This window comes from Flavobacteriales bacterium, from assembly GCA_016715895.1.
In the GTDB taxonomy this organism is placed as follows: Bacteria; Bacteroidota; Bacteroidia; order Flavobacteriales_F; family PHOS-HE28; genus PHOS-HE28.
In genome coordinates this window covers 221,828-245,118 of the sequence record JADJXH010000003.1, presented here as the reverse complement: position 1 = coordinate 245,118, position 23,291 = coordinate 221,828, and the positions used below count along the sequence as shown (strand labels likewise).

Here is a 23,291-nt window from a genome sequence, read left to right as displayed (position 1 = left end):
GCATATAGGAGACCGGGAAGCCGCAGGTGATCGATGTGTTCGATGGAAAGATCGTACTGCGGAAGCCTGTGGACGAGAAGGAGGCGGAGAAGGCGAACGGGAACGGGAAGAAGAAGGCAAAGGCGGAAGCCTAACGACACGCCTTATCTTCGTTAGGCCATGCATGCTTCAGAGCACAACCTCCCGGTCTCCATCAGCCAAGTGCTGGCGTGGATCAGGCAATGCTCCACCCAGGAGAAGAAGGTGTTGCTCAAGGAGCTTCTGGATGACACAGCGGCATTGACCATCGCCAGCGAACCGAGCCTGGGCAAGGACTGGGACGATGAGGAGGAGGACCAAGCCTGGGCGGGGCTATGAAAGGTGATGTGGTCGTCATCCCCTTCCCGTTCTCGGATCTGACCGGTAGCAAGCGGCGCCCAGCGCTCGTTGTCGCTGACTGGGGTGGCGATGACATCATGCTCTGCCAGATCACCAGCCAGTCCAAGCGGGATGGCCTGGAGCTGCCGCTCACGGAGGCCGATTTCGATAACGGTCGTCTTCCGATCGCCAGCAACATTCGGCCGAACAAGATCTTCACTGCGGATAAGCGCATCATCCGAAACGTCGCAGGAAGGATCAGTGATGCGAAGTACGAAGAGGTCGCCGAGCAGATCTTCAAGCTCATTGCCTGATCAGGGCAGCTCATCGCCGGCTCGTTGGAGACCGGCAAGCCTCAGGTGGCCGATCCCCAGGGCGTTTCGAAAGCTTTCACCTCGCCAGGCCAGGTGCGCAAGCCGATCGCGGAGAAGGAGTCCCGGCTCGAAGGCCGGGATAGCAACGGGAACGGGAAGGCGAGGAAGGAGAAAGCCAGCGCCTGACCACCGAAGCGCACTTTAAGGGTCTGTTAGATAAAGTGTGTCATCATCGTTATTGCTGATGATGTTGATGTTGTTGGGTTTTGAACGAGGGGGTCCGGGGGAGACTCAGAACCTGTTGATCGGTGTTGATCGCCTGTGGATCGAAGCGTGGGCCGAAGAGCAGGCGTAGCTCGGCGGCTATCTCCCTCCAAGCGAAGATGGGCTTGGCGGCCATTTTCTCCACGATGCGCTGCTGGGCCAGATAGAGCAGCTTGAGCAGGGCCATGTCGTTGTCGAAGACGCGCTTGGTCTTGGTGTACTTGCGCAGCTGAGCGTGGAAGCCCTCGATGGGATTGGTGGTGTAGATGAGCCGCCGGATGCGCTCGCTGTAGCGGTACTGGCTGGCCAGCAGCGGCCAGTTGGTGTGCCAGGAGCTCACCGCCTGCGGGTAGCGTTCCCCCATTTGTCGCTGAAGACCTCCAGGGCATGCAGCGCTTGCTGCTCACCAGGGGCCCGGTAGATGGCCCGCATGTCCTTGACCACCTCCTTGTAGTGCTTGTAGCTGATGTACTTCAGGGTATTGCGCACCTGGTGCACGATGCAGAGCTGGATATCGCTCTGTGGGTACACCAAGGAGATCGCGTCGGAGAAGCCGCTCAGGTTGTCGATGCATGCGATCAGCATGTCCTCCACGCCGCGTTGGCGCAGGTCGCCCAGCACGCCCAGCCAGAACTTGGCCCCTTCGCTCTGCCCCACGTACAGGCCCAGCAGGTCCTTGTGGCCATCGGGGCCAACGCCCAAGGCGGTGTATACGGCCTTGTTCACCACGCGCCCTTCCTGCTTCACCTTGAAGTGGATGGCATCGAGCCACACGATCGCGTAGCGCGCCTCCAAGGGCCGCTGCCGCCAGGTCTGTACATCGGCGATCACCTGGTCGGTCACCGCGCTGATCGTGGCCTCGCTCACCTCGATGCCGTACAGGTCCCGCACATGGTCGCTTATGTCGCGCTGGCTCATCCCAAGCCCGTAGAGCTTGATGATCTTCATGTCCAGCTCGGCGTTCAGCACGCGCTCGCGCTTGGGCAGCAGCACCGGGTCAAAGGTTCCCTCACGGTCGCGCGGCGTGGCGATCTCCACCTCTCCGTGGGCGGTCTTCACCCGCTTGCGCCCATGTCCGTTGCGCCGGTTACCTCCAGGCGGCTCCTCGGCCAGGTGAGCGCTCAGCTCGCCCCGTAGCGAGGCCTCCATCAGTCGCTTCACCAGCGGGGTCAGCACCCCATCGCTGCCGCTCAAGGGCTTGCCCAGTAGCAATTGCTTCATGGCCTCCTTCTCGAAGGCTTCGTAATCGAACTTGTCCGTCTTGTCCTCCATGGGTCAGGTGTTGAAGTTCGCAATCCGGCCTGACACACTTTACTGAACAGTCTCCACTTTAACATCCAACAAGGCAAAGAGGGCGTGCCCGAGCTCCTAGCAGCCGGGGTCGCCCTCTTTGCGTTCCTTCTGACATGACCTTCCGACTCAACGCCGTACCGATATCGCGTTGGACGCTACCTTCATCCGTTATCGCCCCCTCGCCCATGCGTATCCTGAAGCGCTTGTCATTCACCTTGCTCAGCATCGTGCTCGCAGCCTTGCTCGCCTTCTCGCTCAGCGTGTGGCCCGGCGCCATGGTGGTCCGGATCACCTTCAAGAAAGGCGGTGAGGAGATGCGGCAGGGACTGGTGCCCTTCGAGCGGAACGATGTGCATGTGATCCTGGATGAAGTGTACACGGCCGGCGACCCTGATGCCCGCATGGACATCTACATCCCGCAGCGGATGATGGGCGGGGATCACCGACTGCCCGTGGTGGTCTGGACCCATGGCGGCGGATGGATCGGTGGCGACAAGAGCGAGATGCGCGGCTACCTGATGCACCTGGCCCATGAAGGGTACGTGGTGATCGCCATCAACTACGGCCTGGCCCCGGAGCACCGTTATCCTGCACCGCTGCACCAGATCAATGCAGCCCTGGCCCATATCCGCGCGAATGCCGCACGCTTCCTAGCGGACATGGATCGGGTGTTCATGGCGGGCGACAGCGCCGGTGCGCAGCTTACTGCGCAGACCGCAGCGACCATTTCCAACCCGGACCATGCGAAGGCGGTCGGCATTGCCCCCACCCTGGGTCCCGGACAGCTGCGCGGGTTGATCCTGCACTGCGGGCTCTACGACATGCCCATGTATGTGCAGCGTGCCAACGACGCCGGCGGCATTTTAGGCTATCTGGCGAACATCCTGCCCTGGGCCTATCTCGGCGAGCGCAAGCCTGCGGAGGACGCATTGCGGGCGATGTCACCGATCCACCACGCCACGTCGGCATTCCCACCCGTCTTCATCAGCGGTGGCAACGGCGACCCCCTCACCGCGCACCAGAGCCGTCCCATGGCCACCCGGCTCGAGGAACTGGGTGTACCGGTGACCAGCCTGTTCTTCCCCGATGACCATTCGCCCGCATTGCCCCACGAATACCAGTTCCGTCTGGCCGAGCCCGAAGCTCAACAGGCCTTCGCGATGACGCTTGAGTTCCTGAAGGCACGGACACATCCACCTGCGTCCCGGTAGCCCCGTTGGTCCGACTCCTACGCACGACGCCGAGGCCCCTCCCTGGCGGTCCTCATCACTCACCACTTACGGAACGGTCAGGTCTGAGCTGGAACGACCCCGCCCGGACCTGTGCGGATAGCGCGCAGTCCAACGGACCCTGAGGAGCTGGCATCCACGGCGGATGATCAACCCGTTCCGGTCCGGTCGTCGGGGCCGATGCGTACGATCGCCGTTCGCACCAAGTCCATGGTGCGAAAGGTGCCGGCGGCCGCGGCCATCGGCACCTGCCTATTTTCACCGCATGTCCTCCCCCCTGCTCGTCACCAAGGCCGATGGGTCCGTGGTGCCCTTCGACGCGGAGAAGCTTCGGTCATCGCTGCGACGCTCGGGTGCCGATGATGATACCGCGGCCCAGGTGCTCAAGGACCTTCAGCCGCGGCTGGTGCCCGGCCTGAGCACGCACCGGATCTACCGGCTGGCGTTCAAGTTGCTTCGCAGGCACAGCAGGCCCAGCGCCGCGCGCTACCGCCTCAAGCAGGCCATCCTCGACCTGGGGCCATCGGGCTTCCCCTTCGAGCGCTTCATCGCCCGCATCCTGCAGCACGATGGCTACGCTGTGCAGGTGGACGTGCTGGTGGAGGGCCGCTGTGTGCAGCACGAGGTCGACGTGGTGGCTGAGAAAGGGCCTCAGCATTTCCTGGTGGAATGCAAGTACCACAACACGCCGGGCCGCGTGTGCGATGTGAAGGTGCCGCTCTACATCAAGGCGCGCTTCGACGATGTGACCGAGCGGTGGCGCGGCGAGCCCGGCAACGGCCATCGCTTCACCCAGGGATGGCTGGTCACGAACACGCGCTTCACGAGCGATGCGCTGCGCTACGGTGAATGCGCCGGTCTTCGCATGCTGGGCTGGGACCATCCGGCCAAAGGCAGCCTCAAGCATCGCATCGACCGCAGCGGGCTCTATCCGCTCACCTGCCTCAGCAGCCTCACCAGGGCGGAGAAGGAGCACCTGCTGGCCGCAGGGCTGGTGCTGGCCCGCGACATCATGGACCAGACCGATGCGCTGCGCCTTGCGCAGGTGAGCGGAACACGCGAGGCCCGTGTCATCCAGGAAAGCGAAGCACTGTGCCACAGCCTGCCGTGATGCGCCCGCTCAATTCGTCCACACCGCATACCCCTTCCGCCGCAGCTCCAGCGCGAGGCCTTTCTCCACCTCCAGCGCTTCGGCCCGGTTCAACGGTCCGATTTGCTGGTACAGGCTGGGACGCAGGTAGCGCCCGTACTTCCTCACGATGGCGCTGCTGAGGTCGTGTCCCTTCTTGCTCAGCGCGCCGGTCTTGTGCTGCTTGAACCGTTCCTGCGGCGTCTTGCTGGTCATGCCCACGTAGAGGCATTCGAGCGCACCGGTGTACTGCGGGTTCGCCGCGCGGAACTTCCAGTTCTCGGTGAAGACCTTCCGGCTGAGCTCGATGACGTACACCGTGTAGACCGTCGGCATGGAGCAAGGTTACTGCGCCGCGAGGCGGCCGGGAACGGGAAAGGGCAGAACGCTCCCGCGCCCCGCCCCTCCCCTGGGCCGGCGTTCGCCGATCAGTGGATGGCGATCTCCTTGGCCTTGCTCTCGGGCACGGCCTTGGTCTTGTTCAAGGTGAGCTTCAGCACACCGTTCGTGAAGTTCGCCTTCAGGCTGTCGGCATCGGTGTTGTCCGGCAGCACGAACGACCGGCTGAAAGACGCGTAGCTGAACTCCTTGCGGGTGTAACCCTTCTTCTCCTCCTCGCTTTCGTGCTTCTTCTCACTGGCGATGGTGAGCAGGCCGTCCTTCACGGTCACCTTCAGGTCGTCCTTCTTGTAGCCGGGCGCGGCGAGCTCGATGGCGAAGTGGTCGGTGTTGTCCTTGATGTTCACCGCCGGCATCTTCATTTCCTTGAAGAAAGGCCGGTCGAACACGCGGGCGGGCATCAGCCCGGCATCATCGAGGAAACCCTCCGGGAAGCCGAAGGCATCGTCATCGAAGAATCGGGAGAGCAGGGAACGGCGGGAGGGAATGAGCGTTGACATGGCGTCGATCGGTTAGTGATTGAAGCTTGCCCCGAAGGTGCACACCCGCTCAGCCCTTGTCCATGACGAAGGTCAAGGATCGACCGGCTGGCGGCTGAGCCCGCCTGAATAACGGGGCATCCCAGGGGTCGGAACCGCGCACCCGCCGCGCGGGATCAATCCCTGACGCAACGCACACAGAACCCAAATCTCTTGGAGTAGCCGGACCTGTACACACCTGCATTATTGAAGTAAAGAAAGCGGAACCAGGCGGACGCCGCACTACTCTCCGAGGCGCTCCACCAGTAGCCGTTGCCGCCTAAGCCGTCGAAGTGGCCATAGCCGCCGTAACGGAGGCCGCCGGGAAGGCCTGAGAAACCGCTCCCGTCAGTGGCGCCGAGATTGGGGGCGTTCCACAAGGTGGTGGCCTTCATTTCGCCTCCTGCATTCTGCGCAGCTCCTCGAAATCCCAGGCTGTTCAACTCGGCGCTCGGTATGCCCAAGAACTGCTCCAACTGATGCCACTCGGCATCGGTGGGCACATGCCAGCCCTGGGGGCAGATGTTGGGGTCGGCCGCAGCGTACCAGTTGTAGAGCTTACCATGAATGGTGTCGTTGGCCGCGTTGTTGCCGTGATCGCACCAGGCGCCGGTGTTGAGTTGGGCCCAGGTGGTATTGTCCGTGACGTTGGGGATTGAGATGCCATCGCGGTAGCGCGTGGTCTTGAGGTTCTCCGCCATCCAACACTGGCTGCCGATCTTCACCGTCCCGTAGGTGTTGCCATCGATGTCCGTCACCGAGGGGCTGTCCGGGCACACCAGCCCACGGGCAAGCTGAAAGAGCTCCGTAGCGGAGGACATGGGATCATCCTCGATGAAGGCGCTCAGCGGCCCGATGGTATCCGATGCATATCCGAGATAGCGAAGCGTGTCCCCCGGCTGCCAGGGAAAGGACGAGCTCTTCGGCCCGACGACCTGGAGCGGACTTGAACCCGCCCAGTGCAGAACACCCGGCTGCGACGTTGATGACAGGCCCACCATGCGCTGCACGGTCCGTTCTCCGTTCCAGCGTGCCACCGCATACAGCAGCCCGACCGGACCGCCGGCGAAGCTGAAGGTGTGCTGACCCGGCCCCACGCGCCGACGCAGATCCGACACCGTCTTGCCCACCGCGTCCAGCACGGTCAGCTCCAGCGCTCCTTCCCCGGCCACGGTCACCACCAGTTGCGTTTGCTCCTCGAACGGGTTCGGGCGCGGGGTGCTCAGCCTCAGTCCCGTCAACGCCTCGGATCCGGGCGATCCGATGGCCGTGCTGATGTCCAGCACAAGCACGGTGTCCGGTGCATGCAGCACCGTATCCCCGCCCTGGGTGAGGTTGATGACCCACACGCTGTCCAAGGGGATGTGCCCCCCGTTCAGCTCGGCGGTGAAGGTGAGGGTGACGCTCTGCGCGTGGAGGCCGGCGGCAAGCAGGGTCAGGGAGAAGGCGCCGAGGGCGGATCGGAAGGTCATCACGGCGAGGTTGGTTCATCCAAGGTAGTGGTCGTGCTCGAACACCGGGGCCGCGCGTGCGGGAGCCAGACCACAGCGCGCCCTTGCACCATCACGCACTGCACTCCACACCCGCGCACCTGGCGCCCGGCTCAGCCCGTTCATCCACAGCCCCACCGGCTGAGCATCAGGGATCGTGCGATCGATCGTGCAAAAAAACGGGATGCGCAACCGGCCCCGCGATCCCTGACGGGACTAGTTTGCCCCCCGAAGTACGAGCGAGAGACGAACGAAATGACCTTCACCGCCCAACTGGACGACCTGTCCACCACCCTGCGCCGCACGCGTTCGCGCCTGCTGGCCCCGATCGACCACCGCCAACACCAGCTCCCCACCGACCCCGAGGTCTTCGTGGAGGATGTGCTGCTATTCGTCATGGACCAATGGGCCGCCGACCTCCGCGAGCAGGGCCATGTGCTGGAGGAGGACGATGGCTGGAAGGACGCTGTGAACCACTACCCGCACTACGTGCTGCGCATGGCCGGTGGCGAACCGCTGGACCTGCACTTCACCGGCGCCTATCCGGACACGCTCCACCTCACCATCAGCAAGGCCGGCCGTCGCCTGACCCAGTTCAGTGATGCGCACGCCGTGCAGGTGACCCTGCGCCCCAGCATGGACCACACGCTGCTGCTGAACGGTCTGGTGGAGGGGCTGAAGCGCTACCACGCGCACTGATCGCCGCGCCGTCATGCGCACGCTCCTGCTCACCCGCCACGCCAAGAGCAGCTGGGACGATCCACGGCAGAGCGACTTCGACCGACCGCTGAACGCGCGTGGTGAACGCGACGCGCCGGCGATGGCGGAGCGCTTCGTGCGACGTGGCCTTCCTCCACCCCTGCTGGTGAGCAGCACCGCACGCCGCGCCTGGCAGACCGCGCAGGCCTTCGCTTCGGCGCTCGCCATCCCGGAGCGGGACATCGTGCCCGTGCCCAAGGCCTACCATGCGGTGGAGGACACGCTGCTGGACATCGTGCATGCGCTTCCCGACAGTGCCACCACCGTGATGCTCTTCGGCCACAACCCCGGCATCAGTGGCTTCGCGTACGTCCTATGCCGCGCCACCGGCGAGATGGCCACCTGCCACACGGTGTGCCTGGGACTGGACGTGCAGCGGTGGGCCGACGTGGGCCGCGGAGCGGGCCGTCTGCTTTGGGAGGACTTTCCGAAGCTGCACTGAGCGCCTACGCCACGGGCACCATCCAGCCGTAGGGGTCGCTCACGCGGCCGCGGCGGATGTCATCAAGCGTGCGGCCGATGTCGTTGGCCACGGTGCGCTCCTCCACGATGGGCAGTTCGAACACCTCGTCGCCGTGCGCGATGGTGGCGATGTGCGCGATGGTGGCCGCGGTGCCGGCCCCGAAGGCCGACCGCAGTTTGCCGGCGCGCGCCGCTGAGACCACCTCCTCCACGCTCACGCGCCGCTCGTCCACCGGCACGCCCTGATCGCGCGCGATGCGCAGGATGCTGTCCCGCGTGACGCCCTTCAGGATCGTGCCGTCCAGTGAAGGCGTCACCAGTGTGCCATCGATGTTGAAGAACACGTTCATCGTGCCGCTCTCCTCGATGTACTGGTGGGTGAGCCCGTCGGTCCACACCAGCTGGTGGAATCCCTTGTCCTGGCCCAGCTTGGCGGGATAGAGGCCACCGGCGTAGTTGCCGCCGCACTTCGTTTCGCCCGTTCCGCCCGGGAAGGCCCTGCTGTACGTGGTCTCGATCTTCACCCGCACGGGTTCCTGGTAATAGGCCTGCACCGGGCAGGTGAAGATGATGAACGTGTAGGTGTCGCTCGGCTTCACCCCGATGTACTCGTCGCTGGCGAACATGAAGGGACGGATGTAGAGCGAACCCTCCTTGTCCGTGGGCAGCCAGCCACGGTCCAGCCGCACCAGTTCCACGAGCGCCTCCAGGAAGAGCTCCTCGGGCAGCTGCGGCATGCACATGCGATGCGCACTGTGGTTCATGCGCGCGATGTTGGCCTGCGGGCGGAAGAGTTGGACACCGCCCTCGGGCGTCCTGTACGCCTTGAGCCCCTCGAAGATGGTCTGGCTGTAGTGCAGCACCAATGCGGCCGGGCTCATCACCAGGTCGGCGAAGGGGGTGATGCGCGCATCCTGCCAGCGACCGTCCTGGTAGTCCATCACGAACATGTGGTCGCTGAACACGCGACCGAACTTCACGTGGGCCAGGTCGGTCTCCGGCAGCCGTGAGCGCTCGGTGCGGTGGATGGCTATCTTTTGCCCGGTAGTGATCATGCAGCAGAAACCGTTGGTGCGTCCAAATGTAACCATCGCCCCCGGTGGACTTCCCGCATCGGGCGTGCTTCCTGTAACGCCCGACCCCCGCGAACTGTTGCAGCGGCATTGGGGCCATCACGCCTTCCGCCCCATGCAGGAGGAGGTGATCCGCTCGGTGCTGGACGGCCGCGACACGCTGGCACTGCTGCCCACGGGAGGTGGCAAGAGCCTCTGTTACCAACTACCGGCCCTCGCCCTCGGGGGGCTCACCATCGTCGTCAGCCCGCTCATCGCCCTGATGCGGGACCAGGTGGACCAGGCCCGCCGGCGCGGCATCGCCGCCATGGCCGTGATGAGCTGCATGGCCGGATACGAGATCGACAATGCGCTGGAGGATGCGGCGCTGGGGCGGCTGCGCCTGCTCTATGTGTCGCCCGAACGCCTCGGCACCGACGCCTTCCGCGGCCGCCTGCCCCGCATGCCCGTCCACCTGATCGCCGTGGACGAGGCGCACTGCATCGCCCAATGGGGCTACGACTTCCGTCCGGCCTACATGCGGATCCCCGAGCTGCGCGCCGTGTTCCCTCAGGCGCCCGTGGTGGCCCTCACCGCCACCGCCACTCCGGCCGTGGTGGACGACATCCAACACCGCCTGGGCTTCCGCGCGCCGAACGTGCTGCGCTCTCCTTTCCACAGGCCCGAGCTCACCTTCTGGTGCAGCCGCGGCGAGGACAAGCTCACGCGCCTCCACCGCATCGTGGACCATGTGCCCGGCAGCGGCATCGTGTACATGCGCGACCGGCGCGGAACAGTTGAGCTGGCGGGCGTGCTGCAGCGCATGGGCGTCACCGCCGGGGCCTACCATGCCGGGCTTCCGCACACCGAACGGGAGCGCGTGCAACGCGACTGGCAGGAAGGCCGCCTTCGCTACGTGGCCGCCACCAATGCCTTCGGCATGGGCATCGACAAGGGCGATGTGCGCACGGTGGTGCACCTGTCCCCGCCACCCGACCTGGAGAGCTACTACCAGGAGGCCGGTCGCGCGGGCCGCGATGGACGGCCCTCGTACGCCTTCCTGCTGGTGGACGACGCCGACGACCGCCGCCTGCGTGAACGCGTGGAAGGCGGCTTCCCGACCACGGCCGAGGTGCGCCGCACCTACCAGGCCTTCGCCGACACGCACCGCATCGCCCTGGGCAGCGGGTTGCACGAATCGTACACCCTCGACCTGCGCGACCTCGCCCGGCGCAGCGGCCTGAAGCCTGCCACCGCCCTCGGGGCGTTGAAGGCCCTGGAGCTGAACGACGACCTCGTCCTCAGCGAAGGCGTGCACACCCCGTCGCGCGTGCTGCTCACCTGCGGTCCGTCCACGGTGCACGGCCTGCGGTTGAACGACGCGCGCCTCGGTCCGCTGCTGGAAGCGCTGCTGCGCCTCTACGGTGGCCTGTTCGAGGCGCCGGCGATGATCGAGGAGGAACGTGTGGCCCAGGTGCTCTCGTCCTCCACCACCGCGGTGCGCGAGGGCCTGCGCGAGCTCCAACGCCTTGAGGTGCTGCGGTATTCGCCGCGCACCGACGATCCGCTGGTGACCTTGATGACACCGCGTCGCGATGCGCAACGCCTGACCTTGGATCCGGAGGCGCTCGATCTGCGCCTGCACCGCGCGCTGGAGCGCGTCGAGGCCATGGCCGCCTACTTCGCTGCCGAGGCCGGGTGTCGCGAGGCGACGCTGCTCTCCTACTTCGGCGAAGGGACCACCGCGCCCTGTGGACGGTGCGACCGATGCCGCAGCCGGTGCGGTGCCGATGCCACCAGCCCGGTGGACGGCCCGGATGCGGAACTGCTGCGCTGGGAGCAGGACCAGCGGTGAAGCGATGCGGCTGGACCGGAGCTTCTATGAACGGCCCGACGTGGTGGGCATCGCGCGTGACCTGCTGGGCAAGGTGGTGCACACCCGGATCGACGGTGCGCATGTCGCCGGCCTGATCACCGAGACGGAAGCGTACGCCGGAGCGGAGGACAGGGCCTCCCATGCGTTCGGCGGCAGGCGTACCGAGCGCAACGCGTCCATGTACGCGCGCGGCGGAACGGCCTATGTCTACATCTGTTACGGCATCCATCACCCCTTCAACATCGTGACCCACACCTCCGGTGTGCCCCATGCGGTGCTGCTGCGCGGCGTGCGCATCCTCGAAGGACAGGCCACCGCCGACGTTCGCCGCGGAAAAGCCGGCGCGCGTACGGACGGACCGGGCACCGCGGCACAGGCGCTCGGCATCCACCGGTCGCACGACGGCACCGACCTGCTGGGGCGGTCCATCTGGATCGCGGACGAAGGGCATGGGGTCGATCCCGCCGACGTGCGCATCGGTCCGCGCGTGGGTGTGGACTACGCAGGCCGCGATGCCCTGCTGCCCTACCGCTTCCGCATCGTGCGCTTGTGATGACCTTCGCGGCATGAGCGCACCCCGCATCGTCTTCATGGGCACGCCGCCCTTCGCCGTCTCCTCGCTGGAAGCCTTGCACACCGCCGGGATCCCCATCGCGGCGGTGGTCACCGCGCCGGACCGGCCGGCGGGCCGGGGACGACAGCTGCGCGCTTCCGCGGTGAAGGAGGCCGCGATCCGGCTCGGCCTGCCCGTCCTGCAACCGGAGCGGCTGCGTGATGAAGGCTTCCTGGAGGCGCTCCGCGCGTGCGGTGCCGACCTCTTCGTGGTCGTCGCCTTCCGCATGCTTCCGGAGGTCGTATGGCGCATGCCCCGGCTGGGCACCATCAACCTGCATGCATCGCTGCTTCCCCGGTATCGTGGCGCCGCACCGATCAACTGGGCGGTGATGCACGGCGAGCGCGCCACCGGGCTCACCACCTTCCTCATCCAGCAGGCGATCGACACCGGTGACGTGCTGATGCAGGAGCCGGTCCCCATCGGTCCGGACGAGACCGCCGGCGAGCTGCACGACCGCATGGCCGCCATCGGATCGGACCTTCTGGTGCGCACCGTGCGTGCGCTGGCCAACGGCTCGCTGGCGGCGCGCCGGCAGGAGACCCTGATCGAAGGAGGGCCGCTGCGCGATGCGCCGAAGCTCACCCCGTCCAACTGCCGCATCGACTGGTCATGGCCGGCATCGAAGGTGCACGACCATGTGCGCGGGCTCTCCCCGGTGCCCGGGGCGTGGACGGAACTGGTGCGGGCGGATGGTGTCACCGAGCACTTCAAGGTGTTGCGCTCGGAGCGGACGGGTGCGGATGCGCGGGGTGTTCCCGGTTCGGTGCACGACGCCGACACAGGACTGCTGGTCGTGTGCGGCGAAGGGGTATTGCGGCTGTTGGAGGTGCAGCCCGAAGGGCGTCGCCGAATGCCCGCGGCCGCGTTCCGCGCGGGTTTGCGCGGGTCGATCCACTTCAAGTGAGCGCCTGTCGCGGCTTCTGCTCCGAAGCGTTGAACCAACGGGTCATCAGGATCGGCACACCCCTGTTTCCGCAAACCCTTGCTGGGGGCGGGATTCCGGCGCACTTATCAACAAAACCCCTGATTTTTCAACATTCTCCGGGCACCCGTCCGGAAACCCTTGACAGGCGCGGGTCTCCGAATACTTTTGCGTCGAGTTCACAAACACTCACACAAACCTCCTTAACGAACATGGGACTGAACAAAGCTGAACTGATCGAGTCGATCGCCGCTGAAGCGAAGATCTCCAAGGCTGACGCCAAGCGCGCCCTGGATGCCTTCGTGAACAACACCACCAAGGCCCTGAAGAAGGGTGATCGCGTGGCCCTCGTGGGCTTCGGGACGTTCTCCATCTCCAAGCGCGCTGCTCGCAAGGGCCGCAACCCGCAGACGGGCAAGGAGATCAAGATCGCGGCCAAGAAGGTCGTGAAGTTCAAGGCCGGTGCCGACCTCTCCAACAAGGTGAAGTAAGCACCCCATCCCTCTTGAAAAGGTCCTCCCTCCCGGGGGACCTTTTCTTTTGCACCCATGGACGATCACGACCTGCTCGACCGGCTCGGCGCCTTCATCACTCCGCACAAGCGTGCGTTGTTCGACCGCCTGGCCCCGCAGCGCACCCGGCACGTGACCGTGGTGCTGGAGGACCTGCACCAGGCCCACAACGCCAGCGCCGTGCTGCGCACCTGCGACCTGCTCGGCATCCAGGACGTGCACGCCATCGAGTCGCGCAACCGGTTCACCGCGAACAAGGAGATCGCCCTGGGCAGCGACAAATGGACCACGGTGCACCGCTACGGTGGCCCGGAGGGCGCCATGCAGTGCATCACCGCCCTGCGCGAACGCGGCCATCGCATCGTGGCCACCACCCCGCACGCCGAGGCCTGGACCCCTGAGAACGTGCCCATCGACCGGCCCATCGCCTTCTGCTTCGGCACCGAGCTCCAGGGGCTGAGCGATGAGCTCATCGCGGCCTGCGACGGGGCGCTCCGCATCCCCATGCACGGCTTCACGGAGAGCTACAACATCTCGGTGTCCGCCGGGATCGTGCTGTACACCGTGATGCAGCGGCTGCGGGCGAGCACCGTGCCGTGGCGGCTGGATGAGCGGGCCATGGGTGCGCTGAAGCTGCAGTGGACCCGCGCAGCGCTGCATGATGCGCAGGCCATCGAGGAACGGCTGCGCGGCGATGCCGCCCACGGACCGTCGTCATTCTGAACACACGCGCGTGGACAAGTGCGTGCGCCTGTGACCGGGGCCCGCGATCGGGCACGGGTAGCTTCGCGGCGAACCCAAACACCACCCAGCATGGGCAAAGGCGACATCCGATCCAAGAAAGGCAAACGGCGGGCAGGCAGCCACGGCAAGAGCCGGCCGAGCAAGCGCAAGGTGCGCGCGACCGAGCGTGCGAAGGCCACCACGTCCAAGAGCACGGCGGCAAGCCCCGCCAAGAAGGCCGCCAAGAAGGCGGCACCGAAGAAAGCCGCCGCCAAGAAAGCCGCGCCCAAGAAGGCCGCCGCCAAGAAGGCCGCGCCCAAGAAGTGATCGTCCCGCTGCGCAAGGAAGCCCTCCGCATCGCGGGGGGCTTCGTCGTTCAGGGCTGAAGCCGCATGCGGCTCCAGGTGCCATCATTGAAGTGCTCGAAGATCAGGCGGTCATGCAGGCGGCTCGGCCGACCCTGCCAGAACTCGATGCGCACCGGACGCAGGCGCATGCCACCCCAGTGGAGCGGACGCGGCACCTCCGCCTGGTCCTTGAACCGCTCGGTCCACCGCGCGTAGCGCTCATCCACCTGGGCACGGTCGTCGGCCATCCGGCTCTGGTCGCTGGCCCACGCCCCCACCTGGCTCTCGCGCGGGCGCTCCCTGAAGTAGCGGTCGCTCTCCTCGGCGCTCACCTTCTCCACCTTGCCCTCGATGCGCACCTGCCGCTCCTGCTGAGGCCAGAAGAACGACAGCGCCGCTCGCGGATCGCGCTCCAGGTCCATGGCCTTGCGGCTGTTGTAGTTGGTGAAGAACAAGAAGCCCTGCGGGTCGAAGGACCTCAGCAGCACCACGCGACAACTGATGCTGAACGAGCCCGCCGTGGCGAGCGTCATGGCATGCGGCTCCGGCAGCCCCTCCTCCTCGGCGGCGCGCAGCCAGCGACCGAACAGCGCGAACGGATCGTCACCTGCTTCGCTCTCCAGGAGCACGGCCTTGCTGTAATCGATCCGATGGTCCACCGAGCGTTCGCGTTCCATGTTCCCCAATTGAGATGGCGCCGAAGATATCCGTTCGAAGCCGCAGCCCGGTGCGCACCGACCGCGATCGGACGTACCTTGACCTCCGCACACGATGGGCAGGGACCTCCTCGATCTCGATCCGGAGAGCACGGTGGCACCGGCGCGCGGCCGCCTGCTGATCAGCGAACCCTACCTGCCGGACCCCTATTTCCGGCGGACGGTGGTGCTGCTCTGCGAGCACAACGCCGAGGGCTCCTTCGGCTTCGTGCTCAACCGCCACCTCGACATGGACATCGGCGACCTGATGGAGAACATGCCGCCGATCCACACCCGCGTCAGCATCGGTGGCCCGGTGCAGAGCGGCAACCTCTACTACCTGCACACCTTCGGCGCCCGGGTGGAGGGCAGCCTGGAGGTGATCGACGGTGTTCACATGGGCGGCGACTTCGACCAGTTGCGCGCCCTGCTCACCACCGACCCGCGGCTCTCGCGCCACGTGCGCTTCTTCGTGGGCTATTCCGGCTGGGGCGAGCAGCAATTGGAGAAGGAGCTCGGCCAGCGATCATGGATCGTGGCGAGGGCCACCAAGCGGCATGTGATGAACACCCAGGTGAAGGACCTGTGGGGCGATTCGCTGCGGGCCATGGGAAAGGCCTTCGCTCCGCTGGCCAACTTCCCGGAGGACCCGGCGCTCAATTGAGCACGCTGCGCGACAGCAGGTCGATCACCAGCTGTGCCGTGCGGTGCATGTACCGCTTGGTGCGGTAGGTGGCCACCCACTGGACCCCGCGCACGGCGTTGGTGAAGAACAGCTCATCGGCCGCCAGCAGGTTCTGCGGGTTCAGCGAGCACTCGTACACCTTGATGCCGTTCGCGAGCGCCAGGTTGATCACCTGCATCCGCATCACCCCACCCAGGCAGCCGTCCGCCAGCGACGGTGTGTACAGCACCCCGTTGCTCACGATGAAGAGATTGCCGGTGCTGCTCTCGATGATGTTGCCCCGGTCGTTCTGCAGCAGGCAGTCGTCCAGCCCGCGCGCCTCGCTCCACAGGGAGGCCATCACGTAGTACTGGCAGTTCAAGGTCTTGTGCACGGCCAGTGCGTTCACCGGCTTGCGCATGTCGGGGTAGATGTCCACCATCAGCCCGCGCTCGTTCAGCGTGTACGTCGCTTCGGTCATCGGGGTCACCTCGATCGCGTACCCGCCCCGATGCCCGTCCGGGCGGTAATGACCCTGCGCATCGCGGAAGAGGGTGAGCCGGCAGCGGGCGCTCGGCGCGGCGTTGCGCTCGACCAACCGGACGATGGCACGCTCCAGGGCATCACGGTCGAGCCCGGGGGGCAGGTCGATGCGCAGCAGCTTGCATCCCTCCACCAGCCGCGCCCAGTGCGCATCAAGGAACCGCGGGCGACCGTTCACCACGCGGATGCTCTCGAAGAGGCCGTCACCATAGTGGAAGGCCCGGTTCTCCAGCGTGATCACCGGCCGGTCCGCCGGCAGCAGCTCCCCGTTGAGGTCGACGAAGCGTTCCATGTTCAACCGATGCCGGCGTGTTGCAGGGCCCTGGCAAGGCCCGAATTGGAGGGGATCAACAGGCCGCGCACCCCCACCGAGGCGGCGGCCTCGATGTCCCGCTCCCGGTCGCCCACCATCACCGAACCCACGGGGTCGATGCCGTGCAATGCGATGGCGCGCTCCATCAGCAGGCCCGACGGCTTGCGGCAGAGGCAGCGTCCCTTCGAGGGATGATGAGGGCAATAGAGGATGTCGTCCACGCGGGCCCCGTGCTGGAGGAGGTGGTCGTGAAGATAGCGATGCAGGCGCTCCACATCGGCCGGGGTGTACAGGCCGAGGCCGATGCCGCTCTGGTTGCTCACGATCACCACCGCCCAGCCCTTGCGGTTGAAGGCGGCCACCACCTCCGCCACATCGGGCAGCACCTCGAAGTCCTCCGGCCGCCAGGTGTGCTCTCCGCGCTCGCGGTTCACCACACCGTCACGGTCCAGGAAGAGGGCGGTCCGCAGGTTCATCCGGGGAGCAGGTCGGTGAGCGAACGGAAGAAGGCCGGCACCAGGGCCGGTCGCAGCACCACCACGAAGAGCACACCATGCAGCGCCCCCATCAGGTGGGCATCGTGCGCCACATGATCCCCACCACGGCGGTGCATGGTCCCTTCATAGATGAGGTAGAGCGCACCGAACACGGCCGATGGCAGACCGAACGGCAGCAGGAACAGGCCCACCTCCGCCGTGGGCAGGATGAGGATGTGAGCGAAGAGCACGGCGGACACCGCACCACTGGCCCCCACCGCACGGTACCGCGGATCGTGCCTGTGCCGTCCATAGCCCGGCACGCAGGCCACCACGGCGGCCGTGACGTAGAGGATGACGAACGACCAGGTGCCGGGGAGCGGGGTGAGCCCGGACAGGTAGCCCTCCACGAACGGCCCGAAGCCGTACAGCACGTACATATTGACGAAGAGGTGCGGCCAGTCGGCATGCACCACGGCGTGGGTCACGAACCGATGGAGGTCGTTCCGGGCATGCACCACGAAGGGTTCGAAGGCCAGCGCATCGAACAGGCGCCGGTCGCGGAACGCCAGGACGGACACCAGCACGGTGAGGGCCAGGATGACCACCGTTGCGGACATGCCGGCGAAAGTAGCGGCTCAGTACGTGTGGTCGCGGATCACCCGCCATCCTTGGGGGCCCTGCTGCCACAGCAGGCTGAAGCCCCCGCTCAAGGTGTCGGCGGACCGGAACAGGCTCCAGGTGCCGGTGCACCACGCGTGCTCAGGGCCCACTGCCAGCACCTCGGAGATGCCGAAGTGCAGGTCGCCCATCGCGGCCTTGTCGGTGTACCGCTCCAGGTAGCGCCGGGTCACCGCCTCCCGCCCGCACGTGCGCTCCTTCGCCGTGATGAAGCAGGCCCCTTCCGCATACCCGGTCATGAAGCCGCGGATGTCGCCCCGGTCCCACGCTTCCTCCTGTTCCGCCATCACCTTGGTCACGGCCGCCCGCACCTCCATGTCGTGGAAGTCCTTGGGCTCCGCCGAACAGCCCACAAGCCACAGCGGGAGGGCGAGCACCAGATGACGCATCGGGATGGTGTTCATGGGGCCATTGAAAAAGCCCCCGTGCAGGGGGCTTTGTAGCGCGGGAGAGACTTGAACTCTCGACCTCAGGATTATGAATCCTGCGCTCTAACCAGCTGAGCTACCGCGCCATCGGCCTTGGTCCGGCCTGCGCCGGGCGAAAGGGGCGGCAAATATAGCAGGCCTCCCGTACCGGCCCGAGCGCCGCCGTTCTTGCGTGGGCGTGGGGAATTTCTACCTTGCCCGGACCATGGCCAAGTCCCGCACCAGCACGAAACCGGCGCGCCGCGCACCCCGGCCCGCTCCGAAGAAAGCGGCGCCCGGCAAGGGACGGCCGGCGGTCCGATCCGTCCGGAAGAAGGAGGAGAAGAAGAAGAAACCGGCATCACGGCCTGGATCGGGGAAAGCCGGATCGGTGGCCCGGACACGGAAGGCGGCCCCCAAGCGGTCCGGCACCAAGAGACCGGCTTCGACGGTCCGGCGGAGCACCCCCGCAGCACCGGCGAAACGGTCGTCAGGAACGGTCGCACGCCGACCGGCGAAGAAGCAGGCCTCAAGGACGCTGCCGCGCAAGCCGGTGAGAAAGGCCGCCCCCGCTCGACCGGGCGTGAAAGGCAGGCCTGCCCCACGCAAGCCGGCGGCCCCGGTACGGAAGCCTGCACCGGTCAAGGCGGCAGGGACCGTGAAGGCCAGCACGCCGCGAAAGGCCGCACCGGCGGCGAAGCGGGCCGCCCCCGCCCCTCCGGCCCGCAAGGCGGCCGCAGCACCGAAGGTGGCGCAGAAGCCGGTGGCGGCGAAGAAGAAAGCCGCGCCCGCTCCCGCCAAGGCCACGACCCGTCCGGCCGCCAAGCCCGCGCCTCCGCCACCTGCCGCCAAGCCGGTTGCGAAGGCTCCGAGCAACGGCGGCACCAAGCCGAAGTCCGCAGCCCCGGCCAGGCCACCGGCGCCCCCGGTCCAGGCGGTCATGATGGGCGTGGAGCCCGCTGCGCAGCCGGCGCGTGCGCTGAAGCGAGCGTTGAAGGAGCGGTACCAGGCGGAGTTCTACATGCGTTCCACACCGAGTGTGCTGTTCGAGCTGATCAGTACCCCCAGCGGGTTCAGCGAATGGTTCTGCGATGACGTGAACGTTCGTGGGGACGAGTTCGCCTTCGAGTGGGGCGGTGACGTGCAGAAGGCGCTGTGCATCGGCCGCCGCGCCGGTGAGCTCATGCGCTTCCGCTGGCTGGAGGACGAGGACCCCGGGGCCTACTTCGAGCTGCGCATCCGCATCGACCCGATGACGAACGATGTGGCCCTGGTGGTGACGGACCACGCCTGGCCGCAGGACCTGGAGAGCGCACGTCAGCTCTGGGCCTCGCAGGTGGCGCACCTCATGCGGGTGATCGGCTCCTGAGGCAGGTACCTTTGCGCCCATCGGCCCCGCCGCCGTCCTCCTCGGGATGAAGCGCCTTCACCGCATGATCATCGCGGCCTACCTGGGCCCGCTGGTGGTCACCTTCGGCATCGTGCTCTTCATCCTGAGCATGCAGTTCCTGTGGAAGTACGTGGATGACCTGATGGGCAAGGGGCTGCCCTGGTACACCCTCACCGAACTGCTGGTGTACGCCACGGCGAGCTTCGTACCGCTGGCCCTGCCCCTGGCCGTGCTGCTTAGTTCGATCATGACCATGGGCGGGCTCGGGGAGAACAGCGAGCTTGTTCCGATGCGCTCGGCCGGCCTCCACCTGTTCCGCATCCTGCGGCCGCTGGTGGTGCTGGTGATGCTGCTCTCCGGCCTGTCGTTCCTCTTCTGCAACAATGTGCTGCCCGTGGCCAACCTCCGCTTCCACAGCCTGCTTTGGGACGTGACGCGGAAGAAGCCCGCGATGAACCTGCGGCCCGGGGTCTTCTACAACGGCATCGACGGACTGAGCATCCGCGTGCGGGACAAGGCCGAGGACGGGACCCTCTCCGATGTGCTGATCTACGACCACCGCGAGCCGTTCCAGGGGAACCGCACCGTGGTGCGCGCCCGCAGCGGCACCATGCAGCGCAGCGCCGATGGAGGAAGCCTTCTGCTGACCCTTCGCGACGGCCATTTCTACGACGCGCGCGACCCCTCCGGGCGCAAGGGAAGGACGGACGCCCTGGTGCATGGCACCTTCGCGACGGACGTGGTGCGGCTCGACCTGAGCGGGCTGGGGCTTCAGCGCACCGATGAGGACCTGTTCAAGGACAACTACAAGATGCAGACGATCGGCCAGCTGGCGCGCACCGAGGATTCGTTGACGAGCGCGTTCCGCGAGCGGGTGGCGATGCAGGAGAGCTACCTGCACAACGCCTTCCGCCCGCTGCGCGACAGCCTCCCGGTGGCGGGCATGCCGACGGCCACCTCGTCCGGCACGGGCTCCCTGCCGACGCCGGCCGTGCACGACCAGGCGATCGACATGGCGCGCGCCACCATGAACTTCCTGGAGCGCACCGACGAGGAGCGCAAAGGCAGCCTTGAGCAGATCGCACGGCACGGCGTGGAGTGGCACCGCAAGCTGATGCTCGCCATCGCCTGCCTGATCTTCTTCTTCATCGGCGCGCCCCTCGGAGCCATCATCCGCAAGGGCGGCATGGGCCTGCCCACCGTGTTCGCCATCGTCTTCTTCCTCATCTTCCACATCATCTCCTTCAGCACCGAGAAGCTCGTCATCAGCCTGAAGATGCCCCCCTGGCCCGGCATGTGGATCAGCAGCCTGGTGCTGCTCCCCATCGGCATCTGGCTCACCTGGAAGGCCGCCACCGATAGCCCCCTGTTGGACCGCGATGCCTATTATCGCGGCTGGTACCGGCTCAGAACCTTGCTGCGCGGCCGGCGTGATGCGGATCCTTCAGCTGTGCCATAAGCCCCCCTACCCGCCCATCGACGGCGGCAGCAAGGCCATGCACAACCTCACGCGGGGTCTGCTGGCCGCAGGGCATTCGGTGAAGGTGATGTGCATCCACACCCCCAAGCATCCCCTGGACATCGATGCGCTGCCCGACGACTACCGCCGGGCCACCGACATCGAGGGCGTGTTCGTGGACACGAGCCTCAACGTGGTCGACGCCTTCACCGACCTGATCACGGCGGACAACTACAACATCAGCCGGTTCTTCTCGCCGGACATGGACATCGCGCTCATCCGCGTGCTCAGCGCCCGTCCCTTCGATGTGGTGCTGCTGGAGAGCCTGTTCATGACCCCGTACATCGCCACCATCCGCCGCTATACCGATGCGCTGGTGGTGCTGCGGTCGCACAACCTGGAGCATGTGCTGCAGGAACGCATCGCCAGCGGTGAACGCAACTTCATCAAGCGGCCCTACCGCCGCTTCCTCGCCCGCCAATTGAAGGACTACGAGATGGCCGTGCTGGACCGGGTGGACGGTGTGGCCGCCATCAGTCCGTCCGATGCCGCGCATTTCGAGGCGCACGGCTCGCGCACCCCGATCGCCACCATCCCCTTCGGCGTGGACCCGGCCGAGCATGAGCGGCCGCTGCCCGGCGGCCGACCGGTGTTCTTCCACCTGGGCAGCATGGACTGGGAGCCGAACCTCGAAGGCATCCGATGGTTGGTGGCGGAGGTGTGGCCCCGCGTCATCGCCCGCCATCCGGAGGCGCGCCTGCACCTGGCCGGCAACCGGATGCCCGACGACCTTCTGAAGCTGGACCTGCCCGGTCTCCAGGTGAAAGGCCGCGTGAAGAGCGCCGAACAATACATCGCCGAGCGCCATGTGATGGTGGTCCCCCTGCACAGCGGCGGCGGTATGCGGGTGAAGATCATCGAGGGCATGGCCATGGGCCGATGCGTCATCAGCACCACCATCGGCGCCGAGGGCATCGCCGTCACGCATGACCACGACATCCTGCTGGCCGACACGGCCGCCGCCTTCGCACGGCAGATGATGCGCACCCTCGACGAGCCGGGCCTCGTGGCCACGATCGGGGCCAACGCCCGCGCCACCATCGTGGGCCACTACAGCGACGCGCGCATCATCCACGACCTGCAGGGCTTCCTTCGCAGCCTCGAACGCGCATGAGGCTGCTGGTGCTGCTCTCCCGTGTGCCCTATCCCCTGGAGAAGGGCGACAAGCTGCGGGCCTACCACCTGGTGAAACGGCTGGCCGAACGGCACGAGGTGCTCCTCTGCTGCCTCAGCGACCAGCTCATCCATCCCGACCACCTCGACCATCTGCGCAGCTTCTGCCACCACCTGGAGGTGATCCACCTGCCCCGATGGCGCATCGTGTGGAAGCTCGTCACCGCCGTGTTCTCCCGCCTGCCCTTCCAGGTGGCCTACTTCCACCATGCGGCCGCACAACGTCGCGTGGATGCGATCATCGAGCGCTTCGCACCGGACCATGTGCTCTGCCAGCTGGTGCGCACCACCGAATACGTGCGGTGGCACTTCACCCTGCCCAAGACGCTGGACTACATGGACACGCTGAGCAAGGGCATGGAGCGCCGCACGGAGACCTCCAGCCCGCTGCTCCGTCCCCTGCTGCTCACGGAAACACGCCGCCTGCAGGCCTACGAGAACCTGATGTTCGACCTGTTCGACCACCGCATCATCATCTCGGCCCAGGACCGCGACTACCTCTACCATCCGGAGCGCGCGCACATGACGGTGATCCCCAACGGGGTGGACACGACCCACTTCCATCCGATCCCCGGAGAACTGACCCATGACCTGCTGTTCACGGGGAACATGAACTACCCCCCGAACATCGACAGCGTGCTCTACCTGGTGAACAAGGTGCTGCCGCTGGTGCGCCGCGAACGGCCCGAAGTGTCGCTGCTGATCAGTGGTGTGGACCCCAGCCCGCGGGTGCGGCAGCTGGCCGAGGAGGACCCTTTGATCACGGTGACGGGCTGGGTGAAGGACATCCGCACGAGCTACGTGTCGGCGCGCGTGTTCGTGGCCCCCATGCAGATCGGCACGGGGCTGCAGAACAAGCTGCTGGAGGCCATGGCCATGGGCATGCCGTGCATCACCTCGGCCCTGGCGAACAACGCCGTGGGGGCCCCGCCCGGGGAGGGCATCCTCATCGGCCATGACCCTGCGAGCTATGCGGCCCACATCCTTCGCCTGCTGGCGGACGAGGAGGAGCGGCGGCGCATCGCGGCGAACGGCCACCGCCATGTGCTGTCCACCTTCGACTGGGCACGGGCCGTGGACACGCTGGACCGCCTGATCACCTCGCCCGTCCGCACGACCGCCCCCCTGCCGATCGGCTAACTTCGCAGCCGCTGCGGCCCAGTTGCCC

27 protein-coding genes, 1 tRNA gene and 1 pseudogene are annotated in these 23,291 nt (G+C 66.4%); 17 read left to right on the top strand and 12 right to left on the bottom strand.

Features of this window, described 5'->3' with window-relative positions:
• The first annotated feature begins 159 nt into the window (after positions 1–159).
• On the top strand, positions 160–357 hold the full coding sequence (locus tag IPM49_01225) for a hypothetical protein (GenBank protein MBK9273145.1): 198 nt from the start codon (positions 160–162) through the stop codon (positions 355–357).
• The gene (locus IPM49_01220) at positions 342–671 is read left to right on the top strand and encodes a type II toxin-antitoxin system PemK/MazF family toxin (GenBank protein MBK9273144.1); all 330 of its coding nucleotides are present in this window, start codon (positions 342–344) and stop codon (positions 669–671) included. Before IPM49_01225 ends, IPM49_01220 begins: the two co-directional genes overlap by 16 nt.
• 313 nt (positions 672–984) lie before the next feature.
• On the opposite strand, the pseudogene IPM49_01215 reads toward IPM49_01220, so the two are convergent.
• Positions 985–2,207, bottom strand: a pseudogene (locus IPM49_01215) (IS256 family transposase).
• 206 nt (positions 2,208–2,413) lie between these two features.
• Between IPM49_01215 and IPM49_01210 the strand changes: the two are divergent.
• Both IPM49_01210 and IPM49_01205 read left to right on the top strand, forming a co-directional pair.
• Complete coding sequence (locus IPM49_01210; protein ID MBK9273143.1) at positions 2,414–3,439, top strand: alpha/beta hydrolase; 1,026 nt, start codon at positions 2,414–2,416, stop codon at positions 3,437–3,439.
• 283 nt (positions 3,440–3,722) lie between these two features.
• Entirely contained in the window at positions 3,723–4,568 is an 846-nt protein-coding gene (locus IPM49_01205; protein MBK9273142.1) for a restriction endonuclease, read from the top strand.
• Positions 4,569–4,577: 9 nt separating this feature from the next.
• On the opposite strand, the gene IPM49_01200 is transcribed toward IPM49_01205, so the two are convergent.
• The 3 genes from IPM49_01200 to IPM49_01190 form a co-directional block, all read right to left on the bottom strand.
• Entirely contained in the window at positions 4,578–4,922 is a 345-nt protein-coding gene (locus tag IPM49_01200; GenBank protein MBK9273141.1) for a ribose-5-phosphate isomerase, read from the bottom strand.
• A gap of 92 nt (positions 4,923–5,014) precedes the next feature.
• A complete protein-coding gene (locus IPM49_01195) occupies positions 5,015–5,485 on the bottom strand; it encodes an Hsp20/alpha crystallin family protein (protein MBK9273140.1) in 471 nt (156 codons plus the stop codon).
• A 155-nt stretch (positions 5,486–5,640) separates the two neighbouring features.
• Positions 5,641–6,504 (bottom strand): fibrobacter succinogenes major paralogous domain-containing protein, encoded by an 864-nt coding sequence (locus tag IPM49_01190; protein ID MBK9273139.1) that lies wholly within the window; start codon positions 6,502–6,504, stop codon positions 5,641–5,643.
• Positions 6,505–7,248: 744 nt separating this feature from the next.
• Between IPM49_01190 and IPM49_01185 the strand changes: the two genes are divergently transcribed.
• Both IPM49_01185 and IPM49_01180 read left to right on the top strand, forming a co-directional pair.
• Entirely contained in the window at positions 7,249–7,692 is a 444-nt protein-coding gene (locus tag IPM49_01185) for a hypothetical protein (GenBank protein ID MBK9273138.1), read from the top strand.
• A gap of 13 nt (positions 7,693–7,705) precedes the next feature.
• Entirely contained in the window at positions 7,706–8,194 is a 489-nt protein-coding gene (locus IPM49_01180; protein ID MBK9273137.1) for a histidine phosphatase family protein, read from the top strand.
• Positions 8,195–8,198: 4 nt separating this feature from the next.
• Here the strand turns inward: IPM49_01180 and IPM49_01175 are convergent, their stop codons facing one another.
• Complete coding sequence (locus tag IPM49_01175; GenBank protein ID MBK9273136.1) at positions 8,199–9,269, bottom strand: branched-chain amino acid aminotransferase; 1,071 nt, start codon at positions 9,267–9,269, stop codon at positions 8,199–8,201.
• Positions 9,270–9,285: 16 nt separating this feature from the next.
• Between IPM49_01175 and IPM49_01170 the strand changes: the two genes are divergently transcribed.
• From IPM49_01170 to IPM49_01145, 6 genes are all read left to right on the top strand, one after another.
• Positions 9,286–11,121, top strand: a complete 1,836-nt coding sequence (locus IPM49_01170; protein MBK9273135.1) for a RecQ family ATP-dependent DNA helicase — start codon at positions 9,286–9,288, stop codon at positions 11,119–11,121.
• Between the two features lie 4 nt (positions 11,122–11,125).
• The gene (locus IPM49_01165) at positions 11,126–11,695 is read left to right on the top strand and encodes a DNA-3-methyladenine glycosylase (GenBank protein ID MBK9273134.1); all 570 of its coding nucleotides are present in this window, start codon (positions 11,126–11,128) and stop codon (positions 11,693–11,695) included.
• A 13-nt stretch (positions 11,696–11,708) separates the two neighbouring features.
• Positions 11,709–12,662, top strand: coding sequence for a methionyl-tRNA formyltransferase (locus tag IPM49_01160; protein MBK9273133.1), 954 nt, complete (start codon positions 11,709–11,711; stop codon positions 12,660–12,662).
• A 230-nt stretch (positions 12,663–12,892) separates the two neighbouring features.
• Complete coding sequence (locus tag IPM49_01155; protein MBK9273132.1) at positions 12,893–13,171, top strand: HU family DNA-binding protein; 279 nt, start codon at positions 12,893–12,895, stop codon at positions 13,169–13,171.
• Between the two features lie 57 nt (positions 13,172–13,228).
• A complete protein-coding gene (locus IPM49_01150; protein MBK9273131.1) occupies positions 13,229–13,915 on the top strand; it encodes an RNA methyltransferase in 687 nt (228 codons plus the stop codon).
• A 90-nt stretch (positions 13,916–14,005) separates the two neighbouring features.
• Positions 14,006–14,242, top strand: coding sequence for a 30S ribosomal protein THX (locus IPM49_01145; protein ID MBK9273130.1), 237 nt, complete (start codon positions 14,006–14,008; stop codon positions 14,240–14,242).
• A 49-nt stretch (positions 14,243–14,291) separates the two neighbouring features.
• Here the strand turns inward: IPM49_01145 and pdxH are convergent, their stop codons facing one another.
• Positions 14,292–14,939 (bottom strand): pyridoxamine 5'-phosphate oxidase, encoded by a 648-nt coding sequence (gene pdxH / locus IPM49_01140; protein MBK9273129.1) that lies wholly within the window; start codon positions 14,937–14,939, stop codon positions 14,292–14,294.
• Between the two features lie 94 nt (positions 14,940–15,033).
• Here pdxH and IPM49_01135 point away from each other — a divergent pair, with 94 nt between their 5' ends.
• Entirely contained in the window at positions 15,034–15,621 is a 588-nt protein-coding gene (locus tag IPM49_01135; protein ID MBK9273128.1) for a YqgE/AlgH family protein, read from the top strand.
• Here IPM49_01135 and IPM49_01130 read toward each other — a convergent pair.
• From IPM49_01130 to IPM49_01105, 6 genes are all read right to left on the bottom strand, one after another.
• Positions 15,614–16,456: an aminotransferase class IV gene (locus IPM49_01130; GenBank protein ID MBK9273127.1), complete on the bottom strand. Its 843-nt coding sequence runs from the start codon at positions 16,454–16,456 to the stop codon at positions 15,614–15,616. The two genes, IPM49_01135 and IPM49_01130, sit on opposite strands and share 8 nt — an antisense overlap.
• Before the next feature lie 2 nt (positions 16,457–16,458).
• Positions 16,459–16,953 (bottom strand): HAD family hydrolase, encoded by a 495-nt coding sequence (locus IPM49_01125; protein ID MBK9273126.1) that lies wholly within the window; start codon positions 16,951–16,953, stop codon positions 16,459–16,461.
• Positions 16,950–17,573 (bottom strand): rhomboid family intramembrane serine protease, encoded by a 624-nt coding sequence (locus IPM49_01120; protein ID MBK9273125.1) that lies wholly within the window; start codon positions 17,571–17,573, stop codon positions 16,950–16,952. Before IPM49_01120 ends, IPM49_01125 begins: the two co-directional genes overlap by 4 nt.
• A gap of 18 nt (positions 17,574–17,591) precedes the next feature.
• The gene (locus tag IPM49_01115) at positions 17,592–18,038 is read right to left on the bottom strand and encodes a nuclear transport factor 2 family protein (GenBank protein MBK9273124.1); all 447 of its coding nucleotides are present in this window, start codon (positions 18,036–18,038) and stop codon (positions 17,592–17,594) included.
• Positions 18,039–18,074: 36 nt separating this feature from the next.
• Positions 18,075–18,148: transfer RNA gene (locus IPM49_01110), tRNA-Met, on the bottom strand.
• A gap of 103 nt (positions 18,149–18,251) precedes the next feature.
• On the bottom strand, positions 18,252–18,983 hold the full coding sequence (locus IPM49_01105) for a hypothetical protein (GenBank protein ID MBK9273123.1): 732 nt from the start codon (positions 18,981–18,983) through the stop codon (positions 18,252–18,254).
• Between IPM49_01105 and IPM49_01100 the strand changes: the two genes are divergently transcribed.
• The 4 genes from IPM49_01100 to IPM49_01085 are packed head-to-tail and all read left to right on the top strand — an operon-like array spanning position 18,982 to position 23,263.
• Positions 18,982–19,410 carry an SRPBCC domain-containing protein gene (locus IPM49_01100; GenBank protein ID MBK9273122.1) on the top strand — a complete coding sequence of 143 codons (429 nt, stop codon included), beginning with the start codon at positions 18,982–18,984 and terminating at the stop codon, positions 19,408–19,410. The two genes, IPM49_01105 and IPM49_01100, sit on opposite strands and share 2 nt — an antisense overlap.
• A 46-nt stretch (positions 19,411–19,456) precedes the next feature.
• Complete coding sequence (locus IPM49_01095) at positions 19,457–20,890, top strand: LptF/LptG family permease (protein MBK9273121.1); 1,434 nt, start codon at positions 19,457–19,459, stop codon at positions 20,888–20,890.
• The gene (locus tag IPM49_01090; GenBank protein MBK9273120.1) at positions 20,862–22,064 is read left to right on the top strand and encodes a glycosyltransferase; all 1,203 of its coding nucleotides are present in this window, start codon (positions 20,862–20,864) and stop codon (positions 22,062–22,064) included. Before IPM49_01095 ends, IPM49_01090 begins: the two co-directional genes overlap by 29 nt.
• Positions 22,061–23,263 carry a glycosyltransferase gene (locus tag IPM49_01085; GenBank protein MBK9273119.1) on the top strand — a complete coding sequence of 401 codons (1,203 nt, stop codon included), beginning with the start codon at positions 22,061–22,063 and terminating at the stop codon, positions 23,261–23,263. Before IPM49_01090 ends, IPM49_01085 begins: the two co-directional genes overlap by 4 nt.
• Positions 23,264–23,291 lie beyond the last annotated feature (28 nt).

Bases quoted from the DNA above. Each gene is read 5' to 3' on its own strand.
- IPM49_01225 (MBK9273145.1), top strand. From the start codon at position 160: ATGCATGCTTCAGAGCACAACCTCCCGGTCTCCATCAGCCAAGTGCTG.
- IPM49_01175 (MBK9273136.1), bottom strand. From the start codon at position 9,269: ATGATCACTACCGGGCAAAAGATAGCCATCCACCGCACCGAGCGCTCA.
- IPM49_01155 (MBK9273132.1), top strand. From the start codon at position 12,893: ATGGGACTGAACAAAGCTGAACTGATCGAGTCGATCGCCGCTGAAGCG.
- IPM49_01205 (MBK9273142.1), top strand. From the start codon at position 3,723: ATGTCCTCCCCCCTGCTCGTCACCAAGGCCGATGGGTCCGTGGTGCCC.
- IPM49_01125 (MBK9273126.1), bottom strand. From the start codon at position 16,953: ATGAACCTGCGGACCGCCCTCTTCCTGGACCGTGACGGTGTGGTGAAC.
- IPM49_01095 (MBK9273121.1), top strand. From the start codon at position 19,457: ATGAAGCGCCTTCACCGCATGATCATCGCGGCCTACCTGGGCCCGCTG.
- IPM49_01195 (MBK9273140.1), bottom strand. From the start codon at position 5,485: ATGTCAACGCTCATTCCCTCCCGCCGTTCCCTGCTCTCCCGATTCTTC.
- IPM49_01180 (MBK9273137.1), top strand. From the start codon at position 7,706: ATGCGCACGCTCCTGCTCACCCGCCACGCCAAGAGCAGCTGGGACGAT.
- IPM49_01135 (MBK9273128.1), top strand. From the start codon at position 15,034: ATGGGCAGGGACCTCCTCGATCTCGATCCGGAGAGCACGGTGGCACCG.
- IPM49_01190 (MBK9273139.1), bottom strand. From the start codon at position 6,504: ATGGTGGGCCTGTCATCAACGTCGCAGCCGGGTGTTCTGCACTGGGCG.
- IPM49_01100 (MBK9273122.1), top strand. From the start codon at position 18,982: ATGATGGGCGTGGAGCCCGCTGCGCAGCCGGCGCGTGCGCTGAAGCGA.
- IPM49_01165 (MBK9273134.1), top strand. From the start codon at position 11,126: ATGCGGCTGGACCGGAGCTTCTATGAACGGCCCGACGTGGTGGGCATC.
- IPM49_01120 (MBK9273125.1), bottom strand. From the start codon at position 17,573: ATGTCCGCAACGGTGGTCATCCTGGCCCTCACCGTGCTGGTGTCCGTC.
- IPM49_01160 (MBK9273133.1), top strand. From the start codon at position 11,709: ATGAGCGCACCCCGCATCGTCTTCATGGGCACGCCGCCCTTCGCCGTC.
- IPM49_01150 (MBK9273131.1), top strand. From the start codon at position 13,229: ATGGACGATCACGACCTGCTCGACCGGCTCGGCGCCTTCATCACTCCG.
- IPM49_01105 (MBK9273123.1), bottom strand. From the start codon at position 18,983: ATGACCGCCTGGACCGGGGGCGCCGGTGGCCTGGCCGGGGCTGCGGAC.
- IPM49_01130 (MBK9273127.1), bottom strand. From the start codon at position 16,456: ATGGAACGCTTCGTCGACCTCAACGGGGAGCTGCTGCCGGCGGACCGG.
- IPM49_01145 (MBK9273130.1), top strand. From the start codon at position 14,006: ATGGGCAAAGGCGACATCCGATCCAAGAAAGGCAAACGGCGGGCAGGC.
- IPM49_01210 (MBK9273143.1), top strand. From the start codon at position 2,414: ATGCGTATCCTGAAGCGCTTGTCATTCACCTTGCTCAGCATCGTGCTC.
- IPM49_01115 (MBK9273124.1), bottom strand. From the start codon at position 18,038: ATGAACACCATCCCGATGCGTCATCTGGTGCTCGCCCTCCCGCTGTGG.
- IPM49_01185 (MBK9273138.1), top strand. From the start codon at position 7,249: ATGACCTTCACCGCCCAACTGGACGACCTGTCCACCACCCTGCGCCGC.
- pdxH (MBK9273129.1), bottom strand. From the start codon at position 14,939: ATGGAACGCGAACGCTCGGTGGACCATCGGATCGATTACAGCAAGGCC.
- IPM49_01085 (MBK9273119.1), top strand. From the start codon at position 22,061: ATGAGGCTGCTGGTGCTGCTCTCCCGTGTGCCCTATCCCCTGGAGAAG.
- IPM49_01200 (MBK9273141.1), bottom strand. From the start codon at position 4,922: ATGCCGACGGTCTACACGGTGTACGTCATCGAGCTCAGCCGGAAGGTC.